Below are 18,461 nucleotides of genomic sequence, written 5' to 3'. Positions count from 1 at the left end.
GTGCAATTTTAACATAAAGTTTAAAATAATAACAATATGTTTGTGTTAAACCTTAAATAATAAATTATAATGATAAAACAGCTAAACAAACCTATGTTTTGTGTTGTTTCTGCAATGTTTACATTTTTAGCTGCGCAGGCTCAGGATGCAAAACCAAAGGAACCGGGTATTAATGTTTCGTACATGAATACTAAAATTAGTGCAAGTGAAGATTTTTTCCGTTACGTAAACGGAAGTTGGTTAGATAAAACAGAAATTCCCAGCGACAGAAATTCATGGGGAAGTTTTAACGAATTGAGACAAAGAACAGACGATAACTCGCTGGCTATATTAAAAGAAGCTTCTAAAGATCCAAAGTACAAATCAAACACAGATCAGGGTAAAGCGATTGCGCTTTACAATACTATTTTAGATACGGTTGGAAGAAATAAGCAAGGTATAAAACCAATTGAACCTATTCTGAAGAAAATCGATGCTATTAAAAATGTAACCGATTTGCAAAATTTCCTTATCGAAATGGAGCCTCAGGGTGGTGTCGGTTTTTTTGGAGTTGGAGTTGGAGCGGATTCAAAAAACAGTAATGTAAACTCAGTAAGTATCGGACCGGGACGTTTAGGTTTGTCAGATAAAGATTACTACAACGCTGATGATAAAGATTCTAAAGAAAAACGTGCTAAATACGAACTTCACGTTGCCAGAATGATGCAGTTTATTGGCGAATCTCCGGCAAAAGCAAAACAAAGTGCTGCTCAGATTTTAGCATTAGAAACCGCAATGTCTGCACCAAGATTAGACCGTGTAGAGCGTAGAGACCGTAGAAAACAATACAACCCTACTGCTGTTGCCGATTTAAAAAAGACAGTTCCTTCTATTCAATGGGATAAATATTTTGCCGGAATCGGAATGGCAAAAGTAGATACTGTTATTGTAACACAACCTCGTTACATGGCTGATCTGGAAAAGATTTTTACAGCAAAGAAAATAGAAGAGTGGAAAGAATACCTAAAATGGTGTGTTCTTAACAAGTCAGCTTCTATGTTAACTACAGATATCGAAAATGCTAATTTTGATTTCTATGGAAAAACATTGACAGGAGCTTTGAAACAACGTCCGCGCGAAGAAATGGCTTTGCAAGTTGTTAATAATACAGTTGGAGAAGCACTAGGAAAATTATATGTTGAAAAATTATTTCCTGCTGAAGCAAAAGTGAAAGCACAGAAAATGATTCAGAATGTGATTTTAGCCTATGAAAACAGAATCAATGCTTTGCCTTGGATGTCAGCGGCTACAAAAGTAAAAGCAATCGAAAAGTTGAAGAAACTTACCATCAAAATCGGTTATCCGGACAAATGGAAAGATTATTCTGCTTTGGTATTTAAGAATGTTGCTGAGGGCGGGACGTACCTTACTAATATGCAAAGTTTATCTAAATGGGATTACAAAGAGGATTTAGCTAAATTGGGTAAACCGGTTGATAAAACAGAATGGGGAATGTCTCCACAAACCGTAAATGCTTATTTCAATCCTTCTTACAACGAGATTGTTTTCCCTGCTGCAATTTTACAACCTCCATTTTACAACTACCAGGCTGACGAAGCAGTAAATTATGGTGGAATCGGAGCCGTAATTGGTCACGAAATTTCACACGGATTTGATGATTCGGGTGCTCGTTACAATGCAGATGGAAATCTTGTTGATTGGTGGACAGCTGATGATTTAAAACAATTTACAGCTTTAGGCGGTGCACTTGCAGATCAATATAGCGCGTTAGAGCCTTTACCGGGAATTCACGTAGACGGTAAATTTACTTTAGGTGAAAACATCGGTGATTTAGGTGGAATAAATGCTGCTTACGATGGATTGCAGTTGTATTTGAAAGCAAATGGAAATCCGGGATTAATTGATGGATTTACACCGGAGCAACGTTTCTTTATTTCGTGGGCGACAGTTTGGAGAACTAAATCAAGAGATGAGGCAATCAAAAATCAAGTGAAAACAGATCCACACTCTCCTGGAATGTACAGAGCTTATGTACCGATTCAGAATGTAGATGCTTTTTATGACGCTTTCGGAATTAAGAAAGGGGATAAAATGTATGTAGATCCGGACAAACGTGTTAAAATCTGGTAATTAGAGTTTAAATAAACAAACCGTCTCCTTAAAAAGAGACGGTTTTTTTTGTGTTTGCTTGTGAAAAGTCTTCACGCAGATTTGCTTCGCCTGTTCGCTATCGCTAGGGTAGTAGATTATTTTTATGCAGTCACAAAACAAAAGTGTCCGCATAATCTGCGTGAGTAACTTTGCGCTTTTGCGACTCCTATGTTTGCAGTGAAATTTTTTCACGCAGATTTGCTTCGCCAGTTCGTTATCGCTCGGGTAGCAGATTTATTCAGATTGTTTTTTATCTGAGCACAAAACAAATATCGGCTTAATCTGCAAAATCTGCGTGCAAAAGACTTTGCTTTGTGTTAATACTTTGCGGGCGAGCGATTCATTCAGCAAGAGAAAGAAAAGGGCTTTAAGAATAAAAACCGCTTTGGATAAAAGGAATTACTTATGGTTTGTCTATTACGACACAGCAATATAAATATCAACCGCTGCATTAGCAGGATTTTGAGCTTTTTTACCATAAATTTCAAAATCAGAGGTAAAACTTCTTTCTAAATTGGCGTTCCAAATTTTCATCCATTCGTTATAGACAATACCTTCGGCTAAGTTGCCTTTGGCAGTAAAGGTTACATAGCTGGATTTTTCAATTGTTTTACCAATCATTTCGTTGGGAATAGAATCCAGATTGTCTACCAAACAGCCCAAAATAGTAGTGTAAGGTTTGGTATGGTCTTTTTCATAGTCGGTATAAATACAGATAATGTCTTGCGAAATTTTGTTTGGAATTTTTTCTGCGACAGCTTCAGATAAAAATTTATTCCAAAGGGCCGGAATGTCCTGACTGGATTGTCCCTGCTCGTTGGTTGTTCGCATGGAAATACCAATTACATGGAATTTTTGAGTATACATTTTCTTTGAATTTATGGGTTAAAGGTTAAAAATAAAACCAGTTGGTGACAACAGTATGTCAGCAGTTAAAAAAGAATTTAAATATTAACCTATCATTTAGAATTTCTATAAAAACAAAAACGGCACTAATTTAGCGCCGTTTTGTTATAAAATCTATTTCTGAATTACTTCAGTTTACTGTAAATATAAGTTTCTATTGCTTTCAGTTCCTCATCAGACATTGCCTGAGTTACCGGAAAATTAGTTTTCATAACGGCAAACTGACTAGGGTCTACAATAGGTTCTGCATTTCCTTTGAGGAAGGTAACAATATCGCCGTTTTTATCTTTGTAGATTTTTGCAATTTCCTGAATGCTTGGACCAATCACTTTTTGATCTACCTGATGACAGGAAGTACAATTTCCTCTTCCTTCAAAGATTTCTTTTCCCAAAGCTTCAGGAGTTGTGGCTTTTGCGGGTTCTCCTTCTGTATAAGCTTCTGTGGTACTTGGAACAGGATTTTCAGTAGCTTCTTTTTTGCAGGAAGCCAAAGCTAAAACGGCAGAGATGAATAGTATTTTTTTCATGATTATTTATTTAAAAGTATAGCAGCCTCTTTAGCAAAGTAAGTCGAAATCAAGCTGGCTCCGGCGCGTTTGATACACATCAATTGTTCCATCATGATTTTATCATTGTCTAACCAGCCTCTTTCTGCCGCCGCTTTTATCATAGCGTATTCTCCGGATACATGATAAACCGTAACAGGAACATGGACAGCATTTTTTACTTCACGTACAATATCCAAATAAGCAATTCCCGGTTTTACCATGACCATGTCGGCACCTTCTTCTACATCTGACAAGGCTTCTTTTATGGCTTCAATACGGTTAGCATAATCCATTTGGTAGGTCTTTTTGTCTTTTGGAATATCTGTTGTATCCACCGGAGCAGAATCTAAAGCATCACGAAAAGGACCATAAAAAGCAGATGCATATTTAGCCGAATAACTCATAATACCTACATTGTGATAACCGGCTGCATCTAAGCCTTCTCTTAAGCGTAAAACACGTCCGTCCATCATATCACTCGGCGCTACAAAATCAGCCCCGGCCTGAGCATGAGAAACAGCCATTTTGACTAAAGCAGCAACAGTGCTGTCATTCTCGACATCACCATTTGCAATGATGCCATCATGACCATAAATAGAATAGGGGTCCAAAGCCACGTCGGGCATCACAATCATTTCCGGACAAGCGGTTTTGATGGCGCGAATTGCCTGTTGCATTAATCCGTCTTTATTCCAGGCTTCCTTACCGGTATTGTCTTTTAAGTTTTCGCTGACTTTTACATAAATGTTAACCGCACGAATACCCAAAGCATAAATTTCTTTGACTTCTTCCACCGTTAAATCTATCGATCTGCGGTAAATTCCAGGCATCGATGGAATTTCTGCTTTTACATTTTCGCCTTCAGCAACAAACATAGGGAACATAAAGTCAGATGGACTCAAACTGGTTTCGCGAACTAAAGAACGAATAGATTCATTTACTCTTAATCTTCTGCCTCTGTGTAATGGGAACATAATTATTTTAGATTTTTGGATTTTAGATTTTAGATTTTGACTTCTAAAAGGAGGAGTCGTTGGTCTATAGTCTTAAATCATGTTGTTGTTTTTATTTTAGCTCCAGCGGAGCGCAATATTTATAGAAACGTTGTACCAAATTTTAATAAGCTCCGGAGGAGCGGCATCCTTTATAGGTCTTCGAATCACTTTTGTCCTTAAAAGCAATATTATATCAATTTCAAATTATTCAACCCAGTCTATTGGATTTGCTAATATTTGTATCAATTTCTCTTCTTCACTACCGGCTTCCGGATGATGATCATAAACCCATTGTACGTGTGGAGGCAAACTCATCAAAATGCTTTCAATTCTTCCATTGGTTTTTAAACCAAATAAAGTGCCTTTGTCGTGAACCAGATTAAATTCAACATAACGGCCACGACGGATTTCCTGCCAGTTTCTTTGATCTGCTGTATAAGGAAGATTTTTTCTTCTGTCTACAATCGGAACGTAAGCTTCAAGGAAACTATTTCCGACTTCACTAACAAAATCAAACCAGTTTTCCATCGTCATCTGTTCATTTGCTTTGCAATAATCAAAGAATAAACCGCCTAGTCCACGAGCTTCATTTCGGTGTGCATTCCAGAAATAGGTGTCACATTGTTTTTTGTATTTGGGGTAAAACTCAGGATTGTGCTTGTCACAGGCTGTTTTACAGGTTTGATGAAAGTGTTTTGCATCCTCTTCAAACAAATAATAAGGCGTCAAGTCCTGTCCACCACCAAACCATTGTTGGATTATATTTCCTTTTTCGTCATACATTTCAAAATAGCGCCAGTTGGCATGAACTGTAGGAACCATCGGATTTTTGGGATGTAAAACTAAACTTAGTCCACAAGCAAAAAAATCTGCTTCGCCAACGCCAAACATCTTTTGCATGGTCTCCGGCAATTTTCCGTGAACGGCTGAAATGTTAACACCGCCTTTTTCAAAAACAGCTCCGTTTTCGATTACACGAGTTCTTCCGCCTCCGCCTTCCGGACGTTTCCAAAGATCTTCACGGAATTTTGAAGTTCCGTCAACAGCTTCTAATCCAGCGCAAATCTGGTCCTGCAACTTTTGTATGTATGCGTAAAATTTATCTTTCATTGTTTTCGTATTCTGATTTTAGCAAACCGAAATAAACGGTGTTCTGCAATATGCCGTTGCCGTTTCTAAATTCGTCGCGTAAAATTCCTTCTTGTTTGAAATGGTGCTTTAATGCAATTTGCTGACTTGCCAAATTGATTTCCGATGTACAGATAAAAACCTTATTTATCTGTAATTCGTTGAAACAAAAATCAAGGGCATTAGAAGTCATTTTTGATATTATTCCTTTTCCCTGAAAATCCTCGTCGATAAAATATCCCAGTTCACATTTAGAGATGCGATAGTCTATCGTTTTGACACATAAATAACCAATTAAAGCATTTGTTTTGATTGCTCTTGCGAAAAAGAAATAACCTTCTTTGTTTTTCTCTTTGTCAATATTAAAGGTCAGGAATTTCTGTGCTTTCTTGAGCGTGTCAGAGTTGGCAAGCGTTACGGGAAAAGTTTGCGCGATATGATTTTTATTCTTATCTATTAGTTGGTAGAACTCTTCAGGAAGGATGTGTTCTATTCGGTCAATTTTCCAATCAGTGTAACTCATCTCTATTTGTTTTTAGCAGTAGTGATTTTAGTGTTGATTCCAAAAGAAAAAACCTTGCTTTCCTGTTGGATGTATTGATAAATGGCCAACGCTTTTTCTCCAAAAGTATAATTTTCAACTTTAGAAAAAGCCATTAGAAAATCCGCAAATTGTTCCAGTTGATCCCAATCAAAATGAAGACGGAGCAATAAGGTGATCAATTCTTCATTTGAATAATCAACTAAGGTTTTAATGTTTAAACCAAATGCTTTAAGCTGATTTTCAATCTCAATCTTTTGTGATTCACTCATTGGCTTTGGTACAAAAACAATAGTCCGCAATGTTTTTAAGACATTGTCGATTCTAATTTTTTCTTCGTCTCTTAACCCTTTGTTGAGCATTTCTTGCTTTTTTTATCTCCTGCAAGGTTTCCAAAACCTTACAGGATAGGCTGATACTTAATTCCCGTATTCTTTCACAGCATCAATAAATGCTTTGGCGTGATCTACGGGGATATTTGGTAAAATTCCGTGACCTAAATTTACCACGTATTTGTCTTTTCCGAATTCGTCGATCATCTCGTGAACCATTTTCTTGATAGTCGGAATTGGAGAAAGCAATCTTGATGGATCAAAATTTCCTTGAAGCGTGATGTTTCCACCTGATAAATAACGGGCATTTCTTGCAGAGCAAGTCCAATCTACCCCTAGAGCGGAAGCTTTACTTTTGCCCATTTCGCCTAAAGCAAACCAACATCCTTTTCCGAAAACAATAACCGGAGTAACTTCCGCTAAAGCATCGATAATTTGATTGATATATTTCCATGAAAATTCCTGGTAATCAACCGGAGAAAGCATTCCTCCCCAGGAATCAAAAATCTGAACGGCATTAACACCAGCTTTTACTTTTTCTTTTAAGTATAAAATAGTAGTGTCTGTGATTTTTTGTAATAAAGTATGTGCTGCAACCGGGTTAGAAAAACAGAACCCTTTTGCAGTATCAAAGCTTTTAGAACCTTTACCTTCTACAGCATAACAGAAAATGGTCCAAGGCGAACCGGCGAAACCAATTAATGGTACTTCGTCGTTCAACATTTCTTTAGTCAATTTGATAGCGTCAAAAACATAACCTAAAGTTTCATTTACATCCGGAACAAAAACTTGGTTTACCTGTTCCATTGTGCGAATCGGGTCCGGAATAATTGGACCTAAATTATCTTTCAATTCAACGTGAATTCCCATAGCACGTGGCACTACCAAAATATCCGAGAATAAAATAGCAGCATCCGGAGCAATTCTGCGAATAGGCTGAACTGTAATTTCAGCAGCCAATTCCGGAGTTTCACAACGCGTAAAGAAATCGTATTTATCACGTAAAGCTCTAAATTCAGGTAAATATCTTCCTGCCTGACGCATCATCCATACCGGTGGACGTTGAACAGTTTCTCCTTTTAGTGCTTTTAAAAATAGATCGTTTTTTAACATGAGTTTTATGTTTTGAACCTAACCGGTTTTTAGAATCGGTTAGGTTTGTTATTGTTATTTATATTCGTGAATTACATCTTCAATTACATCTTCAACAGTAGGCTGATCGGCAACGATGATATTTTTAGTGATTTTTTCTAATGCCTGAGCAGTAGTTTCACCAATGCAAAAGCAAATTTCTTTTTTGATACTGTTCTCCTTTAAATAACTTTCAACACCAGAAGGACTAAAGAATAAAATAGCATCTACCGGAGTTTTTATTTTGTGTGGAGTCAAGGAAGTTTGATAAACCTGAATTTCATTCAGTTTTACATCTGCTTCTTTTAAGGCATTTGGTAGTGTTTCTCTACGCAGATTTCCACTAAAAAAAGTATAGCTTTCGTGACCGTAAATCAAAGTGATGATTTCTGCCAGATCAGCTGCATAGCCAGTATAGGCAACTACGTTGAATCCGTTATCAGATAAAAGTATCTTCGTTTTTAAACCAACACAAAAAACATTTTTTGATTTTAATTTTTCAACGTTTGGGTCTGCCAGAACGCTGTGAACGGCATTTTGACTGGTGAAAATTAAATTATCGTTGAGGTTTGCAATTTGAAAAGGCTTGTTCTCTGTTTGTATGAAATCGACTTCGGTAAGTTCAAGACCTGCTTTTTGCAGTTCATTCTTCTGAATGTCCGAAAGCTTTTTAGTAGACAATATTTGAATTGATTTTGCCATTATTTTTTCAGAGATTCTTTAATAGTGTGCATCAATTCGGTTCCACCGTTGTTCAGGATTTCCTGAGCAGCGAAGAATCCAAGTTTTTTCCATTCTTTAATGGAAACCGTTTTATTGACTTCGAGTTTTTGTTTTCCGTCAACAGAAAGTAAAACGCCTTGAAAATGAAGGGTGTCTTCGTCTTCGTTATAAGTAACTAATGCTCCAATGGGTGCGGTACAGCCACCTTCTAAAGTTCTTAAAAACTGACGTTCGATATACGTACAAATCTCTGTTTCAATATGATTTAATTGTGATAATGCATCCAGAGTATAGTTGTCATCTTCCATCGCCACAACTAGCATTGCTCCTTGTGCCGGTGCCGGAATCATCCAGTCTAAATCGATACAATTTTCGGGTTTTAAGTTAATGCGCTCCAAACCTGCAGCAGCAAAAACAGCTCCGTCCCAGTTATTGTCTTGTAGTTTTTTCATACGAGTGTTTACGTTTCCGCGTAAATCAACTACGGTATGGCTTGGGTATTTATTAAACCATTGTGCCTGACGACGCAGACTTCCGGTTGCGATGGTGCTTGGTGCCGTAAAATCAGGATTTCCTTTATGAACTAAAATATCCAGAACATTGGCTCTTTCTAAAACCGCAGCCTGAACAATACCTTTTGGTAAAGCGGTAGGAACATCTTTCATAGAATGAACAGCGACATCAACGTCACCGTTAATCATAGCGATGTCTAAGGTTTTGGTGAAAATCCCTGTAATTCCAAGTTCGTAAAGAGGTTTGTCGAGAATAATATCGCCGGTAGATTTTACAGCAACGATTGAGGTTTCATAACCTAAATCGTTAAGTTGTTTTTCGACGGTATGTGCTTGCCAAAGTGCTAATTCGCTATCGCGAGTTCCAATTCGTATTACTTTTTTGTTCATTATTGTTTTTTTTAACCCTATAAGTTATATAAGCTCATTTAAGCTTCCCGCAACGTAATGTCAGCGATTTTTGATATGAATTTATATAACTTATAGGGTTTAAATATTTTTTAAGCGCCCTAAAAGCTTTTAAACTTTACGAGGCTTTTATTTTAAAGACTTTTTCGATCCATTCGATGCTTTCATCGACCATAGTATCATCGTCTTTTAAATGATTGGCAAAATGAGTAGTGATTTTCTGAATGATTCTTGCGCTGATAATCTCAGCTTGTTCTTCATTAAAATCGGTTATTTTTTTGCTTTGAAAATCTAATTCTGAATTTTTTATGGCATTCAGCTTTTCTTTTAAAGCATTAATTGTAGGTGCAAATTTTCTTCCTTTAGTCCAGGTTATGAATTCTTCTTTTACTTCTTCTATAATCGCTTCTGCCGCTGGGATGTGCAGTTTACGGTTTTCTAAAGTTTCGTCTGTCAGTTGAGACAAATAATCCATGTGGATTAAAGTTACGCCTTCTAAATCTTCTACATTTTCATTGACATTTTTCGGAATAGATAAATCCAAAATCAATAATGGTTTTTTAAGATTTAGAATTGCTTTGTCAACGGTTGGGTTTTGAGCTCCTGTGGCTACAACAACAACATCGGCTTTTTGAAGTTCAAGATGTAATTCAGAATAATCTTTAACGATCAGATTTAGTTTTCCGGCCAATTTCTCTGCCTTGTCTTTGGTTCTGTTAATTAAAGTAATATGTTCATTTTTGGTATGTTTTACCAGATTTTCGCAAGTATTTCTTCCGATCTTCCCGGTTCCGAACAACAAAATGTTTTTATTACTGATGTCGGCAACATTTTTAAGGATATATTGTACAGAGGCAAATGAAACCGAAGTGGCACCTGAACTGATCTCTGTTTCGTTTTTGATTTTCTTACTCGCCTGAATTACCGCATTTACCAATCTTTCTAAAAAAGCATTGGCCAAATTCATTGATTTTGAATGTGAAAAGCTGGTTTTTATTTGAGAGATAATTTCGAAGTCACCAAGAATCTGACTGTCTAATCCTGTTCCTACGCGAAACATATGATTAATCGCTTCCTGATTTTTATAAACAAATCCTACCTTTTGAAAGGCATCAACAGAACCATTGCTGTTATCACAAATTAGTTTTATCAATTGAAACGGGTGTTCTGCAAAACCGTAAATTTCAGTTCTGTTGCAGGTCGAAGTTACAATTAAGCTTTCGATCCCTTCGTTTTTGGCTTGTTCTAATAGACGCGTTTTTGCAATTGCATCCAGACTAAATTTACCTCTGACCTCCGCATCGGCTTTTTTGTAACTCAGACCAACTGAGTAAAAATAAAGATGTTTTGGTGCGTTGTTGTTTTCCATAAATCCACTTTCATAAAAGTGCAACAAAATTATCATTATACCTTTTATAAAAATAACGCTCAAAGTACTTTTTATGTCGCTATATGTTTTTTTGTTTGTAAAGAGCTGTTTTTATGCAAAAAGGATTATTTTTGTAGCAAAATCAAGTTGTTAGAATCGTTTTGTTTAGAGTCATTCTAAATAAGATTTTGTTTTTCGTTCCATTTATCTTTCAAAAAAATATCGCTATGAGTTCTCAGGAAATTATAAAAATTGAAGATGATTTTACGCTAATTCGTTTTCAGAATGACAGTCCGGAGCCATTTTTTGCACAGCATGAAGTTGGTAGTGGTCTGATACAGTTTCACTTTGGTATAAAAGGCAATGCTAAATTTTTATTCAATCAAGGTACTTATGCTTTGGAATTGAAGGAAGAAAAATCACTGCTTTTGTATAATCCACAGAAAGAATTACCGCTTCATTTAGAACTTGCTCCAAATTCATGGGTGATTTCTGTAATTGTTTCCATAAAGAAATTTCATGCGCTGTTTTCTGCCGAAGCTGATTATATTACTTTTTTAAGTCCTGATAATAAGGATAAAAAGTATTATAACGAGGGGAATATTAGCCCATCTATGGCGATTGTATTGAGTCAGTTGTTTCATTATAACCTTCATCCGTCTATTAAAAACCTATACTATAAAGGAAAAGGATACGAATTATTGAGTTTGTATTTTAATAGAACAGAAGATCCCAATGCAGAACAATGTCCGTTTTTGATTGACGAAGATAACGTTTTGAAAATCCGAAAAGCCAAAGAAATTATTATCGCCAATATGGCTGAACCACCGGGTTTGCAAGAATTGGCAGATGAAATCGGATTGAATCTGAAGAAACTAAAAATGGGTTTCAAACAAATTTACGGGGATACTGTTTATGGGTTTCTGTTTGATTACAAAATGGATTTCGCCAGAAAGTTACTCGACAGCGGTTCTTATAATGTAAACGAAGTGGGGTTAAAAATTGGCTACAGTACAGGAAGTCACTTTATAGCGGCATTCAAGAAAAAGTTTGCCACGACGCCTAAAAAGTATTTAATGTCGATTAATACAAATGTTTAACAATGAAAGGAATTACGTTTTTAGCATTAATCTTTTTATTAGGCTGTAAATCGGAAGAGAATAGTTTGTTTTCTGAGTATAGAAATCAGGCATTTAGAGATGTTGAGGCTGATAGTGTGAAAACATTCACTTATGGCTTACCATTTATTTATCCGGATTCTGTAAAAGCGAAGAAACAATTATTAAATAAGAAGAAGATTGATAGTATCTACAAAAGATACGGTTTGTATAAAAAAAATCTAGGTTGCACTATTGGTGACCGAGAGCTGGATAAAGCAACTAAAGAATATCATAGAATAACAGATTCTTATCTTGATAAAAGGAATGGTGCAGGATGGAAGGAAAAATTAAGTAAAGAAATAGATTTTGTAAATGAAAATTGAATTATGATTTGTTGACATCAGTTTTAGATATCATACTATAAATTAAACATAACATTTATCATTTTTATAAGAAGTAACAAACGATACTTTTGACAAAAATTTAAATATAACAAATGCTTAAAGCCTAAAGCTTAAAGCCTAAAGTAACAAAAGAACAGAATGAAAGGCGTATTATTAGTAAACTTAGGATCTCCGGATAGTCCAACCCCAAAAGATGTAAAACCATATTTAGATGAATTTTTAATGGATAAATACGTAATTGACGTTCCGTATTTATTGAGAGCCTTTTTGGTTAGAGGTATTATTCTAAGAAAAAGACCGGAAGAATCAGCACATGCTTATGCAAAAATTTGGTGGGAAGAAGGTTCTCCGTTAGTGGTGCTTTCTGAAAGAATGAAGAAAAAAGTGCAGCCTTTATCAACTGTTCCGGTTGCATTAGCAATGCGTTATGGGTCAATGACAATTGAAAAAGGATTACAGGAATTGCACGATCAGGGTGTTAATGAGGTATTGCTTTTTCCGCTGTATCCGCAATATGCTATGGCTTCGACTTTGACTATTTTAGTGTTAGCAGAAGAAATTCGCAAGAAGAAATTTCCAAACATGAGATTTACCGATGTTCCCGCGTTTTACAACAAACTGGATTACATTAAAAACGTTGCCGATTCTATTGAGAAAAACCTGAAAGGTTTTGATTACGATCAGTTGGTTTTCTCTTATCATGGAATCCCGGAACGTCATGTTCGCAAAACAGATAAAACAAAATCACATAAAAAGTTTGTTACCAACGAAATGTGCTGTGAAGTTGGAACTCCTGAAGCAGAATTTTGCTATAGAACTCATTGTTATGAAACAACACGTTTGGTAGTAGAGCAGTTAGGAATTCCTGAAGACAAATATTGCGTTACTTTCCAGTCCAGATTAGCAGGTGATAAATGGCTTGAGCCTTATACCGATGTTGAAATCGATAAAATGCCGTCAAGAGGAATTAAGAAAATTGCCGTTGTAACACCTGCATTTGTTACCGATTGTTTAGAAACACTGGAAGAAATTGCAATGCGTGCCAAAGAAGACTTTGAAGCCAACGGTGGTGAAGAATTTTTAGCGATTCCGTGTTTGAATGACGACGACGAATGGTGTCAGACAGTTAGTAACTGGATTAATGATTGGGCAGATAGAAAATAGAAATAGAGAAGACTCAAATGGATCAATACTATAACTACTTAAAATCCTTACATCTAATTTTTGTAATCACCTGGTTTGCAGGATTGTTTTATATCGTTCGTCTGTTTGTGTATCAAATTGAAGCAAACGAAAAACCATCACCTGAAAAGGAAATTTTACAGGCGCAATACAAAATTATGGCGTACCGTTTGTGGTATATTATCACCTGGCCATCTGCAGTTTTGGCAAGCATTTTTGCTTTTTGGATGTTATTTTTTACAGATTTAGGAAACGCCTGGCTCAAAATGCCGTGGATGCATGTTAAATTGTGTTTTGTATTTTTATTGTATTTGTATCATGCAAAATGCCATCAGATTTTCAAACAATTGCAAAGGGATGAGGTAAAATACACCAATAATTTTATGCGTTTATGGAATGAAGGTGCCACCATAATATTATTCGCGGTCGTTTTTTTAGTGGTGCTAAAAAGTGCCATCAACTGGATTTACGGTGTAATCGGGATTATGGTATTCTCGATTTTAATAATGTTAGGATTTAGATTTTATAAACGAATAAGAGAAAAAAAATAATGAAATATTGCCGCGAATTACACTAATTTGCACGAATTATAAAGGATAGAGTTTTGCCACAGATTAAAGGGATTTCGGAGATTTTTTAAACATTAAGAATAAAAATCATTATAATCCTTTTAATCTGTGTCATAAATTTAAAAAAGGGAAGTTTGCGTTAATTTTTACTAATTAAAAAGGATAAAATATAACGAGAGATAAAAAGTAATGTCAGGACTTTTCATTCGCTAAAAATAAAAATCATTATAATCCCTTTAATCTGTGGCATAAAATTCAAAGAAAACAGAAAAAAAATAGTGCAAATTCGTGCAATTTGTGGAAAAAAAACAAAAAAGTAATGCTGAACAACTTCAAAATGTCGATGCTTTCCTTACGTACCAGGATTTTCCTGTCGATGATTGTATTGATTGTTGTGGCTTCTTTTTTATTGGCCTCCATTTCGATTATTCAGTTTAAAAATGAAGCCAAAGAATACCATCAGGAACGTTTAGAACGCAAAGAAAATGCGGTAAAGGAGCATATCAATTATGTGTTGTCGACTACCACTTATCCGTTGAAAACGGGGAATCTGGATTTAATTTTTAAAGATAAAATCCATGAATTAGCCCAAATTCATAAAATCGAAATCAACATTTACAGTTTGGACGGGAAATTGCTAAAATCCTCAAAAGAATCTTTTGCTGTAGACAAAGCCCCACCACCCATTCCGGAGTATATTCTTAAACTCGTTCGATCTTCTATCGAGAAACGTTTTGTTGATATTAAAACCATAGACGGTGTCAAGAACAGATCTTCCTACAGCTTAATTAAGGACGAAAAATTCAAGCCTTTGGGAATCTTAAACCTTCCTTACTTAGAAGATGACGGTTATTACGACAATGAATTAAACACTTTCTTGATTCGCTTAAGTCAGGTATACTCTTTTATGCTTTTAGTGGCTTTTGGGCTTGCTTATTTTTTGTCTACTTACATTACAAAATCACTGAAGACCATTTCTGACCGATTAGAAGAAACCAATTTAGATCAGAAGAATGAAAAGATTGTACTGGAAGCGAATAGTAAAGAAGTAAACTTTCTGATCAAAGCCTATAACGGAATGGTTGATAAACTGGAGACCAGTGCGGTAAAGCTAGCTCAGAGTGAACGTGAAGAAGCATGGCGTGAAATGGCAAAACAAGTTGCACACGAAATTAAAAATCCGTTAACCCCAATGCGTTTGACGGTGCAGAGTTTTCAACGAAAGTTTGACCCGACTGTTCCGGATGTTAAGCAAAAGCTGAATGATTATTCAGAAACCTTAATTCAGCAAATTGATACTATGACGGCTGTTGCCTCGGCATTTTCGAATTTTGCATCGATGCCGGCACAGCAAAATGAAACATTAAATGTAGTAGAGGTCGTAGAGCTTTCACTGGATATTTTTAATGAAGATTATATTGTTTTTGAAAGTCAGGAAGAGGAAATCATTTCTAAAATGGATCGTACGCAACTGATCCGTGTAATTACCAATCTGGTTAAAAATGCAACGCAAGCCATTCCCGAGAATCAGATACAGAAGTCTATCGTAGTTACTGTAAAACGGCGAAATAATAATGTCGAAATTGCAGTAAAAGACAACGGAATCGGGATTCAGAAACAAGATACCGGCAGAATTTTTGAACCGAAATTCACCACCAAAACCAGCGGAATGGGTCTTGGACTTGGAATTATTAAAAACATAATCGAAAATTACAAAGGAACAATTACCTTTGAATCAACATATGGCAAAGGAACTACATTCAGAGTTTCTTTACCAATCATAAACTCTTAAAATAAGCGTCATGAACTACGAGAATCTTTTAATTTCTATTGAAGAAAATATTGCAACAATTACAATAAACAGGCCTACAAAACTAAACGCACTAAACAAAGCGACTATTAGTGACTTGAATAAAGCAATAAAGTTGTTAAGCAAAAATAATGATGTAAGAGTTATTATTTTGACCGGAAGCGGTGAGAAAGCCTTTGTGGCAGGAGCTGATATTTCAGAATTTGCAAACTATACTATTATTGAAGGGGCACAATTAGCAGCCGAAGGTCAGGAATCTTTGTTTGATTATATTGAAAATCTGAAAAAACCGGTTATCGCTGCTGTTAATGGTTTCGCTTTAGGCGGAGGATTAGAGTTGGCGATGGCGTGTCATTTTAGAGTAGCTTCAGACAATGCTAAAATGGGATTACCCGAAGTAAGTTTGGGACTAATTCCGGGATACGGAGGGACGCAACGTTTGCCACAACTTGTTGGTAAAGGACGTGCAATGGAATTAATAATGACGGCCGGAATGATTACTGCGGAAGAGGCTAAACAGTATGGTTTAGTAAACCATGTGGTAACACAGGCAGAACTTTTAGAGTTTACGAAAGGAATCGCACAAAAAATCATCAAAAATGCTCCTTTTGCCATCAGTAAAGCGATAAAAACGATCAACGCCAATTTTACAGACGGTAAAAATGGTTTTGAGACGGAGATAAAATCATTCGGTAAATGTTTCGGGACTCAGGATTTTAAGGAAGGGACTACTGCATTTTTAGAAAAAAGAAAACCTGAATTTACGGGGAAGTAATAAACGATTAACTGCTAAGTAGTAAAGTAGTTTAACCGCAAGGGACGCAAAGAGATACGCTAAGTTCACAACGCTTTGTGTTCTTTGAGTATCTCTTAGCGAACTTAGCGGTTGAGAAAAAAGAAACACTATGTCATACGAACCTATATTTGCTCTTTTCTGCGAACGTGTAAAAGAAAGCATTCAAAGCGGCACCTTTGCCAAATTAACTTTAGCCAAAACCATTGGTGATACCGAGATCAAAAACATCTATTTCAGATTGGTTCTGAATGAGGACAATACGTACTCGATATCGTTAACAACCCGCTATAAAACCGAGGAAATAGAAAGCATTCATACATTAGACGAAGCTTTATTGGTATTAGGCTCTTATATTAAAAAACCATTCCTGACAGCACTTTTGTTTACAACAGATAACGATCTGACGTTTAAAGTGAACAAGAAAAATGCCGGAAGTATTATTGAACAACCTCCAACTTTCAAAAACGCTTCACCCGTAATGCTCGAAATGATTGAGAAAGGGATTGTTTAAGTGTTTTTTGAAGAGCACAGAGAATTAAAAATAAACTATAAAATTAAAGTTTACCCCAAATGAATAAAGCAATTACTCTTTTTATGCTTGCATTGACTTTTGTTTCTGCGAAAGTCTCTGCTCAAACAAAAATGAAAGAATACAAAGCAGGACATACTTTTACGGTTAGCCTGCCTGATTATATGAATAAAACGGTTGGTATAAATGCATCATCTGCTATTGAATACAAAAGCGAGGTCAAAGAAACCTATGGATTTGTAATTTATGATCTGAAAGAAGATTTAGCCCTTGTAGAATTAAACTATAGCTCAACAAGTGACTTTTATGATGATTTTATGAAAGAGTTCCTTAAGGATGTAGAGAAGAAAACGGTTTCTGCACCGGTTACCAAGAAAATTAATGATACTAATTTTTTAGAAGTTGATATTAGTTACTTTGATAAAGATGCTGCGATGGATATTTATTATTTAGTTGGTATTGTTGAAACCAAAAAAGCTTTTTATAAAGTGTTTTCATGGACTTCAACAGAGCATAAAGACAAATTCAAAGGCGATTTTCAAAAGATATTGTATAGCCTGAAAGATTAAATAAAAAATCCCAAAACTGCTTAATGGAGTTTTGGGATTTTTTTTTGAGCGTGTTTCTAAACCAGTTTTACAAACAAATTAGAAGCAATTTTATTAGAAATCGATAATTCTTTATCGTCAACTTTTATTTTTACCGATAAATCAAAAGACTCTTTGGATAGGAGTTCAATTTTAGAACCTAAAGCAATTTCCTGTTTGTCCAGATATTTTAAAAACTCCGATGAGGTGTCTTTTACGCCAACACAAACACCAATTTGCCCTTCGGTTAACTCAGATAATAAATGCTTCTCAATTTTAACGATACGTCCGTTAGCATCCGGAATTGGGTCTCCGTGTGGGTCTTCGGTTGGATTTCCGAGAAAATCATCTAAACGGTTAATCAGTTGCTCTGATTTGATATGTTCTAACTGCTCCGCAATATCGTGAACTTCATCCCAGCTGAAATTTAGCTTTTCAACCAGAAAGACTTCCCACAAACGGTGTTTTCGAACAATCATTTTCGCAGCCAGTTTACCGTTTTCAGTCAAAGAAACACCTTGGTATTTTTTGTAATTTACTAAATCCTTTTCGGACAGCTTTTTAAGCATATCTGTAACCGATGAAGCTTTAGTTTCCATCATTTCGGCAATAGCATTGGTGCTTACTTCTGTTTCTGAGGAAGCAGTAAGATGGTATATCGCTTTTAAGTAGTTTTCTTCTGAGAAAGTCATTTTTTATTTTTTGAGGTTCAAAGCGACAAAGCGACAAAGGAGCAGAGG

Annotated in this window: 20 protein-coding genes; 9 read left to right on the top strand and 11 right to left on the bottom strand. The window is 35.8% G+C overall.

The features are described 5' to 3' along the window. The first annotated feature begins 69 nt into the window (after positions 1–69). The gene (locus tag G3A47_RS06460; protein ID WP_166921364.1) at positions 70–2,130 is read left to right on the top strand and encodes a M13 family metallopeptidase; all 2,061 of its coding nucleotides are present in this window, start codon (positions 70–72) and stop codon (positions 2,128–2,130) included. 438 nt (positions 2,131–2,568) lie between these two features. Here the strand turns inward: G3A47_RS06460 and G3A47_RS06455 are convergent, their stop codons facing one another. From G3A47_RS06455 to hemA, 10 genes are all read right to left on the bottom strand, one after another. Continuing rightward, positions 2,569–3,018, bottom strand: a complete 450-nt coding sequence (locus G3A47_RS06455; protein WP_166921363.1) for a GyrI-like domain-containing protein — start codon at positions 3,016–3,018, stop codon at positions 2,569–2,571. 164 nt (positions 3,019–3,182) lie between these two features. Next, positions 3,183–3,584 carry a c-type cytochrome gene (locus G3A47_RS06450; protein ID WP_166921362.1) on the bottom strand — a complete coding sequence of 134 codons (402 nt, stop codon included), beginning with the start codon at positions 3,582–3,584 and terminating at the stop codon, positions 3,183–3,185. A 2-nt stretch (positions 3,585–3,586) separates the two neighbouring features. Next, positions 3,587–4,579, bottom strand: a complete 993-nt coding sequence (gene hemB / locus G3A47_RS06445) for a porphobilinogen synthase (protein WP_166921361.1) — start codon at positions 4,577–4,579, stop codon at positions 3,587–3,589. A gap of 225 nt (positions 4,580–4,804) precedes the next feature. Continuing rightward, the gene (gene hemF / locus G3A47_RS06440; protein ID WP_166921360.1) at positions 4,805–5,710 is read right to left on the bottom strand and encodes an oxygen-dependent coproporphyrinogen oxidase; all 906 of its coding nucleotides are present in this window, start codon (positions 5,708–5,710) and stop codon (positions 4,805–4,807) included. Beyond that, positions 5,700–6,251, bottom strand: coding sequence for a GNAT family N-acetyltransferase (locus tag G3A47_RS06435; RefSeq protein WP_166921359.1), 552 nt, complete (start codon positions 6,249–6,251; stop codon positions 5,700–5,702). Before G3A47_RS06435 ends, hemF begins: the two co-directional genes overlap by 11 nt. Before the next feature lie 2 nt (positions 6,252–6,253). Then, positions 6,254–6,631: a hypothetical protein gene (locus G3A47_RS06430; RefSeq protein WP_166921358.1), complete on the bottom strand. Its 378-nt coding sequence runs from the start codon at positions 6,629–6,631 to the stop codon at positions 6,254–6,256. A gap of 57 nt (positions 6,632–6,688) precedes the next feature. After that, entirely contained in the window at positions 6,689–7,714 is a 1,026-nt protein-coding gene (gene hemE, locus G3A47_RS06425) for a uroporphyrinogen decarboxylase (protein ID WP_166921357.1), read from the bottom strand. A gap of 54 nt (positions 7,715–7,768) precedes the next feature. Further along, positions 7,769–8,434: a uroporphyrinogen-III synthase gene (locus G3A47_RS06420; protein WP_166921356.1), complete on the bottom strand. Its 666-nt coding sequence runs from the start codon at positions 8,432–8,434 to the stop codon at positions 7,769–7,771. Further along, positions 8,434–9,357, bottom strand: a complete 924-nt coding sequence (gene hemC / locus G3A47_RS06415) for a hydroxymethylbilane synthase (protein ID WP_166921355.1) — start codon at positions 9,355–9,357, stop codon at positions 8,434–8,436. The genes G3A47_RS06420 and hemC overlap by 1 nt, the downstream gene beginning before the upstream one ends. Positions 9,358–9,493: 136 nt before the next feature. After that, positions 9,494–10,744: a glutamyl-tRNA reductase gene (gene hemA, locus G3A47_RS06410; protein WP_166921354.1), complete on the bottom strand. Its 1,251-nt coding sequence runs from the start codon at positions 10,742–10,744 to the stop codon at positions 9,494–9,496. Between the two features lie 227 nt (positions 10,745–10,971). Here hemA and G3A47_RS06405 point away from each other — a divergent pair, with 227 nt between their 5' ends. The 8 genes from G3A47_RS06405 to G3A47_RS06370 all read left to right on the top strand — a co-directional run bounded on the left by G3A47_RS06405 (position 10,972) and on the right by G3A47_RS06370 (position 17,703). Next, positions 10,972–11,844 carry an AraC family transcriptional regulator gene (locus tag G3A47_RS06405; RefSeq protein WP_166921353.1) on the top strand — a complete coding sequence of 291 codons (873 nt, stop codon included), beginning with the start codon at positions 10,972–10,974 and terminating at the stop codon, positions 11,842–11,844. 2 nt (positions 11,845–11,846) lie between these two features. Then, positions 11,847–12,227, top strand: coding sequence for an FEKKY domain-containing protein (locus G3A47_RS06400; RefSeq protein WP_166921352.1), 381 nt, complete (start codon positions 11,847–11,849; stop codon positions 12,225–12,227). A 159-nt stretch (positions 12,228–12,386) separates the two neighbouring features. After that, positions 12,387–13,412, top strand: a complete 1,026-nt coding sequence (hemH, locus tag G3A47_RS06395) for a ferrochelatase (protein ID WP_166921351.1) — start codon at positions 12,387–12,389, stop codon at positions 13,410–13,412. Positions 13,413–13,429: 17 nt separating this feature from the next. Further along, positions 13,430–13,981: a CopD family protein gene (locus tag G3A47_RS06390; RefSeq protein WP_166921350.1), complete on the top strand. Its 552-nt coding sequence runs from the start codon at positions 13,430–13,432 to the stop codon at positions 13,979–13,981. A gap of 394 nt (positions 13,982–14,375) precedes the next feature. Beyond that, positions 14,376–15,791: an ATP-binding protein gene (locus G3A47_RS06385; protein ID WP_166921636.1), complete on the top strand. Its 1,416-nt coding sequence runs from the start codon at positions 14,376–14,378 to the stop codon at positions 15,789–15,791. A gap of 10 nt (positions 15,792–15,801) precedes the next feature. Then, the gene (locus G3A47_RS06380; RefSeq protein WP_166921349.1) at positions 15,802–16,584 is read left to right on the top strand and encodes an enoyl-CoA hydratase/isomerase family protein; all 783 of its coding nucleotides are present in this window, start codon (positions 15,802–15,804) and stop codon (positions 16,582–16,584) included. A 130-nt stretch (positions 16,585–16,714) separates the two neighbouring features. After that, positions 16,715–17,116 carry a hypothetical protein gene (locus tag G3A47_RS06375; protein WP_166921348.1) on the top strand — a complete coding sequence of 134 codons (402 nt, stop codon included), beginning with the start codon at positions 16,715–16,717 and terminating at the stop codon, positions 17,114–17,116. A gap of 59 nt (positions 17,117–17,175) precedes the next feature. After that, positions 17,176–17,703 (top strand): hypothetical protein, encoded by a 528-nt coding sequence (locus G3A47_RS06370; RefSeq protein WP_166921347.1) that lies wholly within the window; start codon positions 17,176–17,178, stop codon positions 17,701–17,703. Between the two features lie 56 nt (positions 17,704–17,759). On the opposite strand, the gene G3A47_RS06365 is transcribed toward G3A47_RS06370, so the two are convergent. Continuing rightward, positions 17,760–18,413 carry a metal-dependent transcriptional regulator gene (locus tag G3A47_RS06365; RefSeq protein ID WP_166921346.1) on the bottom strand — a complete coding sequence of 218 codons (654 nt, stop codon included), beginning with the start codon at positions 18,411–18,413 and terminating at the stop codon, positions 17,760–17,762. Positions 18,414–18,461: the final 48 nt, after the last annotated feature.

The organism is Flavobacterium poyangense, from assembly GCF_011751075.1.
Taxonomy (GTDB): Bacteria; Bacteroidota; Bacteroidia; order Flavobacteriales; family Flavobacteriaceae; genus Flavobacterium; species Flavobacterium poyangense.
Note: the sequence above shows the minus strand (reverse complement) of the source record. Positions and strands in the feature narration are given on the sequence as shown.

Excerpts from the sequence above, each read along its gene's own strand:
- G3A47_RS06380 (WP_166921349.1), top strand. The coding sequence starts at position 15,802 with ATGAACTACGAGAATCTTTTAATTTCTATTGAAGAAAATATTGCAACA.
- G3A47_RS06435 (WP_166921359.1), bottom strand. The coding sequence starts at position 6,251 with ATGAGTTACACTGATTGGAAAATTGACCGAATAGAACACATCCTTCCT.
- G3A47_RS06385 (WP_166921636.1), top strand. The coding sequence starts at position 14,376 with ATGATTGTATTGATTGTTGTGGCTTCTTTTTTATTGGCCTCCATTTCG.
- hemA (WP_166921354.1), bottom strand. The coding sequence starts at position 10,744 with ATGGAAAACAACAACGCACCAAAACATCTTTATTTTTACTCAGTTGGT.
- G3A47_RS06400 (WP_166921352.1), top strand. The coding sequence starts at position 11,847 with ATGAAAGGAATTACGTTTTTAGCATTAATCTTTTTATTAGGCTGTAAA.
- hemE (WP_166921357.1), bottom strand. The coding sequence starts at position 7,714 with ATGTTAAAAAACGATCTATTTTTAAAAGCACTAAAAGGAGAAACTGTT.
- G3A47_RS06370 (WP_166921347.1), top strand. The coding sequence starts at position 17,176 with ATGAATAAAGCAATTACTCTTTTTATGCTTGCATTGACTTTTGTTTCT.
- G3A47_RS06430 (WP_166921358.1), bottom strand. The coding sequence starts at position 6,631 with ATGCTCAACAAAGGGTTAAGAGACGAAGAAAAAATTAGAATCGACAAT.
- G3A47_RS06460 (WP_166921364.1), top strand. The coding sequence starts at position 70 with ATGATAAAACAGCTAAACAAACCTATGTTTTGTGTTGTTTCTGCAATG.
- G3A47_RS06450 (WP_166921362.1), bottom strand. The coding sequence starts at position 3,584 with ATGAAAAAAATACTATTCATCTCTGCCGTTTTAGCTTTGGCTTCCTGC.
- G3A47_RS06420 (WP_166921356.1), bottom strand. The coding sequence starts at position 8,434 with ATGGCAAAATCAATTCAAATATTGTCTACTAAAAAGCTTTCGGACATT.
- G3A47_RS06390 (WP_166921350.1), top strand. The coding sequence starts at position 13,430 with ATGGATCAATACTATAACTACTTAAAATCCTTACATCTAATTTTTGTA.
- hemC (WP_166921355.1), bottom strand. The coding sequence starts at position 9,357 with ATGAACAAAAAAGTAATACGAATTGGAACTCGCGATAGCGAATTAGCA.
- hemF (WP_166921360.1), bottom strand. The coding sequence starts at position 5,710 with ATGAAAGATAAATTTTACGCATACATACAAAAGTTGCAGGACCAGATT.
- G3A47_RS06365 (WP_166921346.1), bottom strand. The coding sequence starts at position 18,413 with ATGACTTTCTCAGAAGAAAACTACTTAAAAGCGATATACCATCTTACT.
- G3A47_RS06455 (WP_166921363.1), bottom strand. The coding sequence starts at position 3,018 with ATGTATACTCAAAAATTCCATGTAATTGGTATTTCCATGCGAACAACC.
- G3A47_RS06405 (WP_166921353.1), top strand. The coding sequence starts at position 10,972 with ATGAGTTCTCAGGAAATTATAAAAATTGAAGATGATTTTACGCTAATT.
- hemB (WP_166921361.1), bottom strand. The coding sequence starts at position 4,579 with ATGTTCCCATTACACAGAGGCAGAAGATTAAGAGTAAATGAATCTATT.
- G3A47_RS06375 (WP_166921348.1), top strand. The coding sequence starts at position 16,715 with ATGTCATACGAACCTATATTTGCTCTTTTCTGCGAACGTGTAAAAGAA.
- hemH (WP_166921351.1), top strand. The coding sequence starts at position 12,387 with ATGAAAGGCGTATTATTAGTAAACTTAGGATCTCCGGATAGTCCAACC.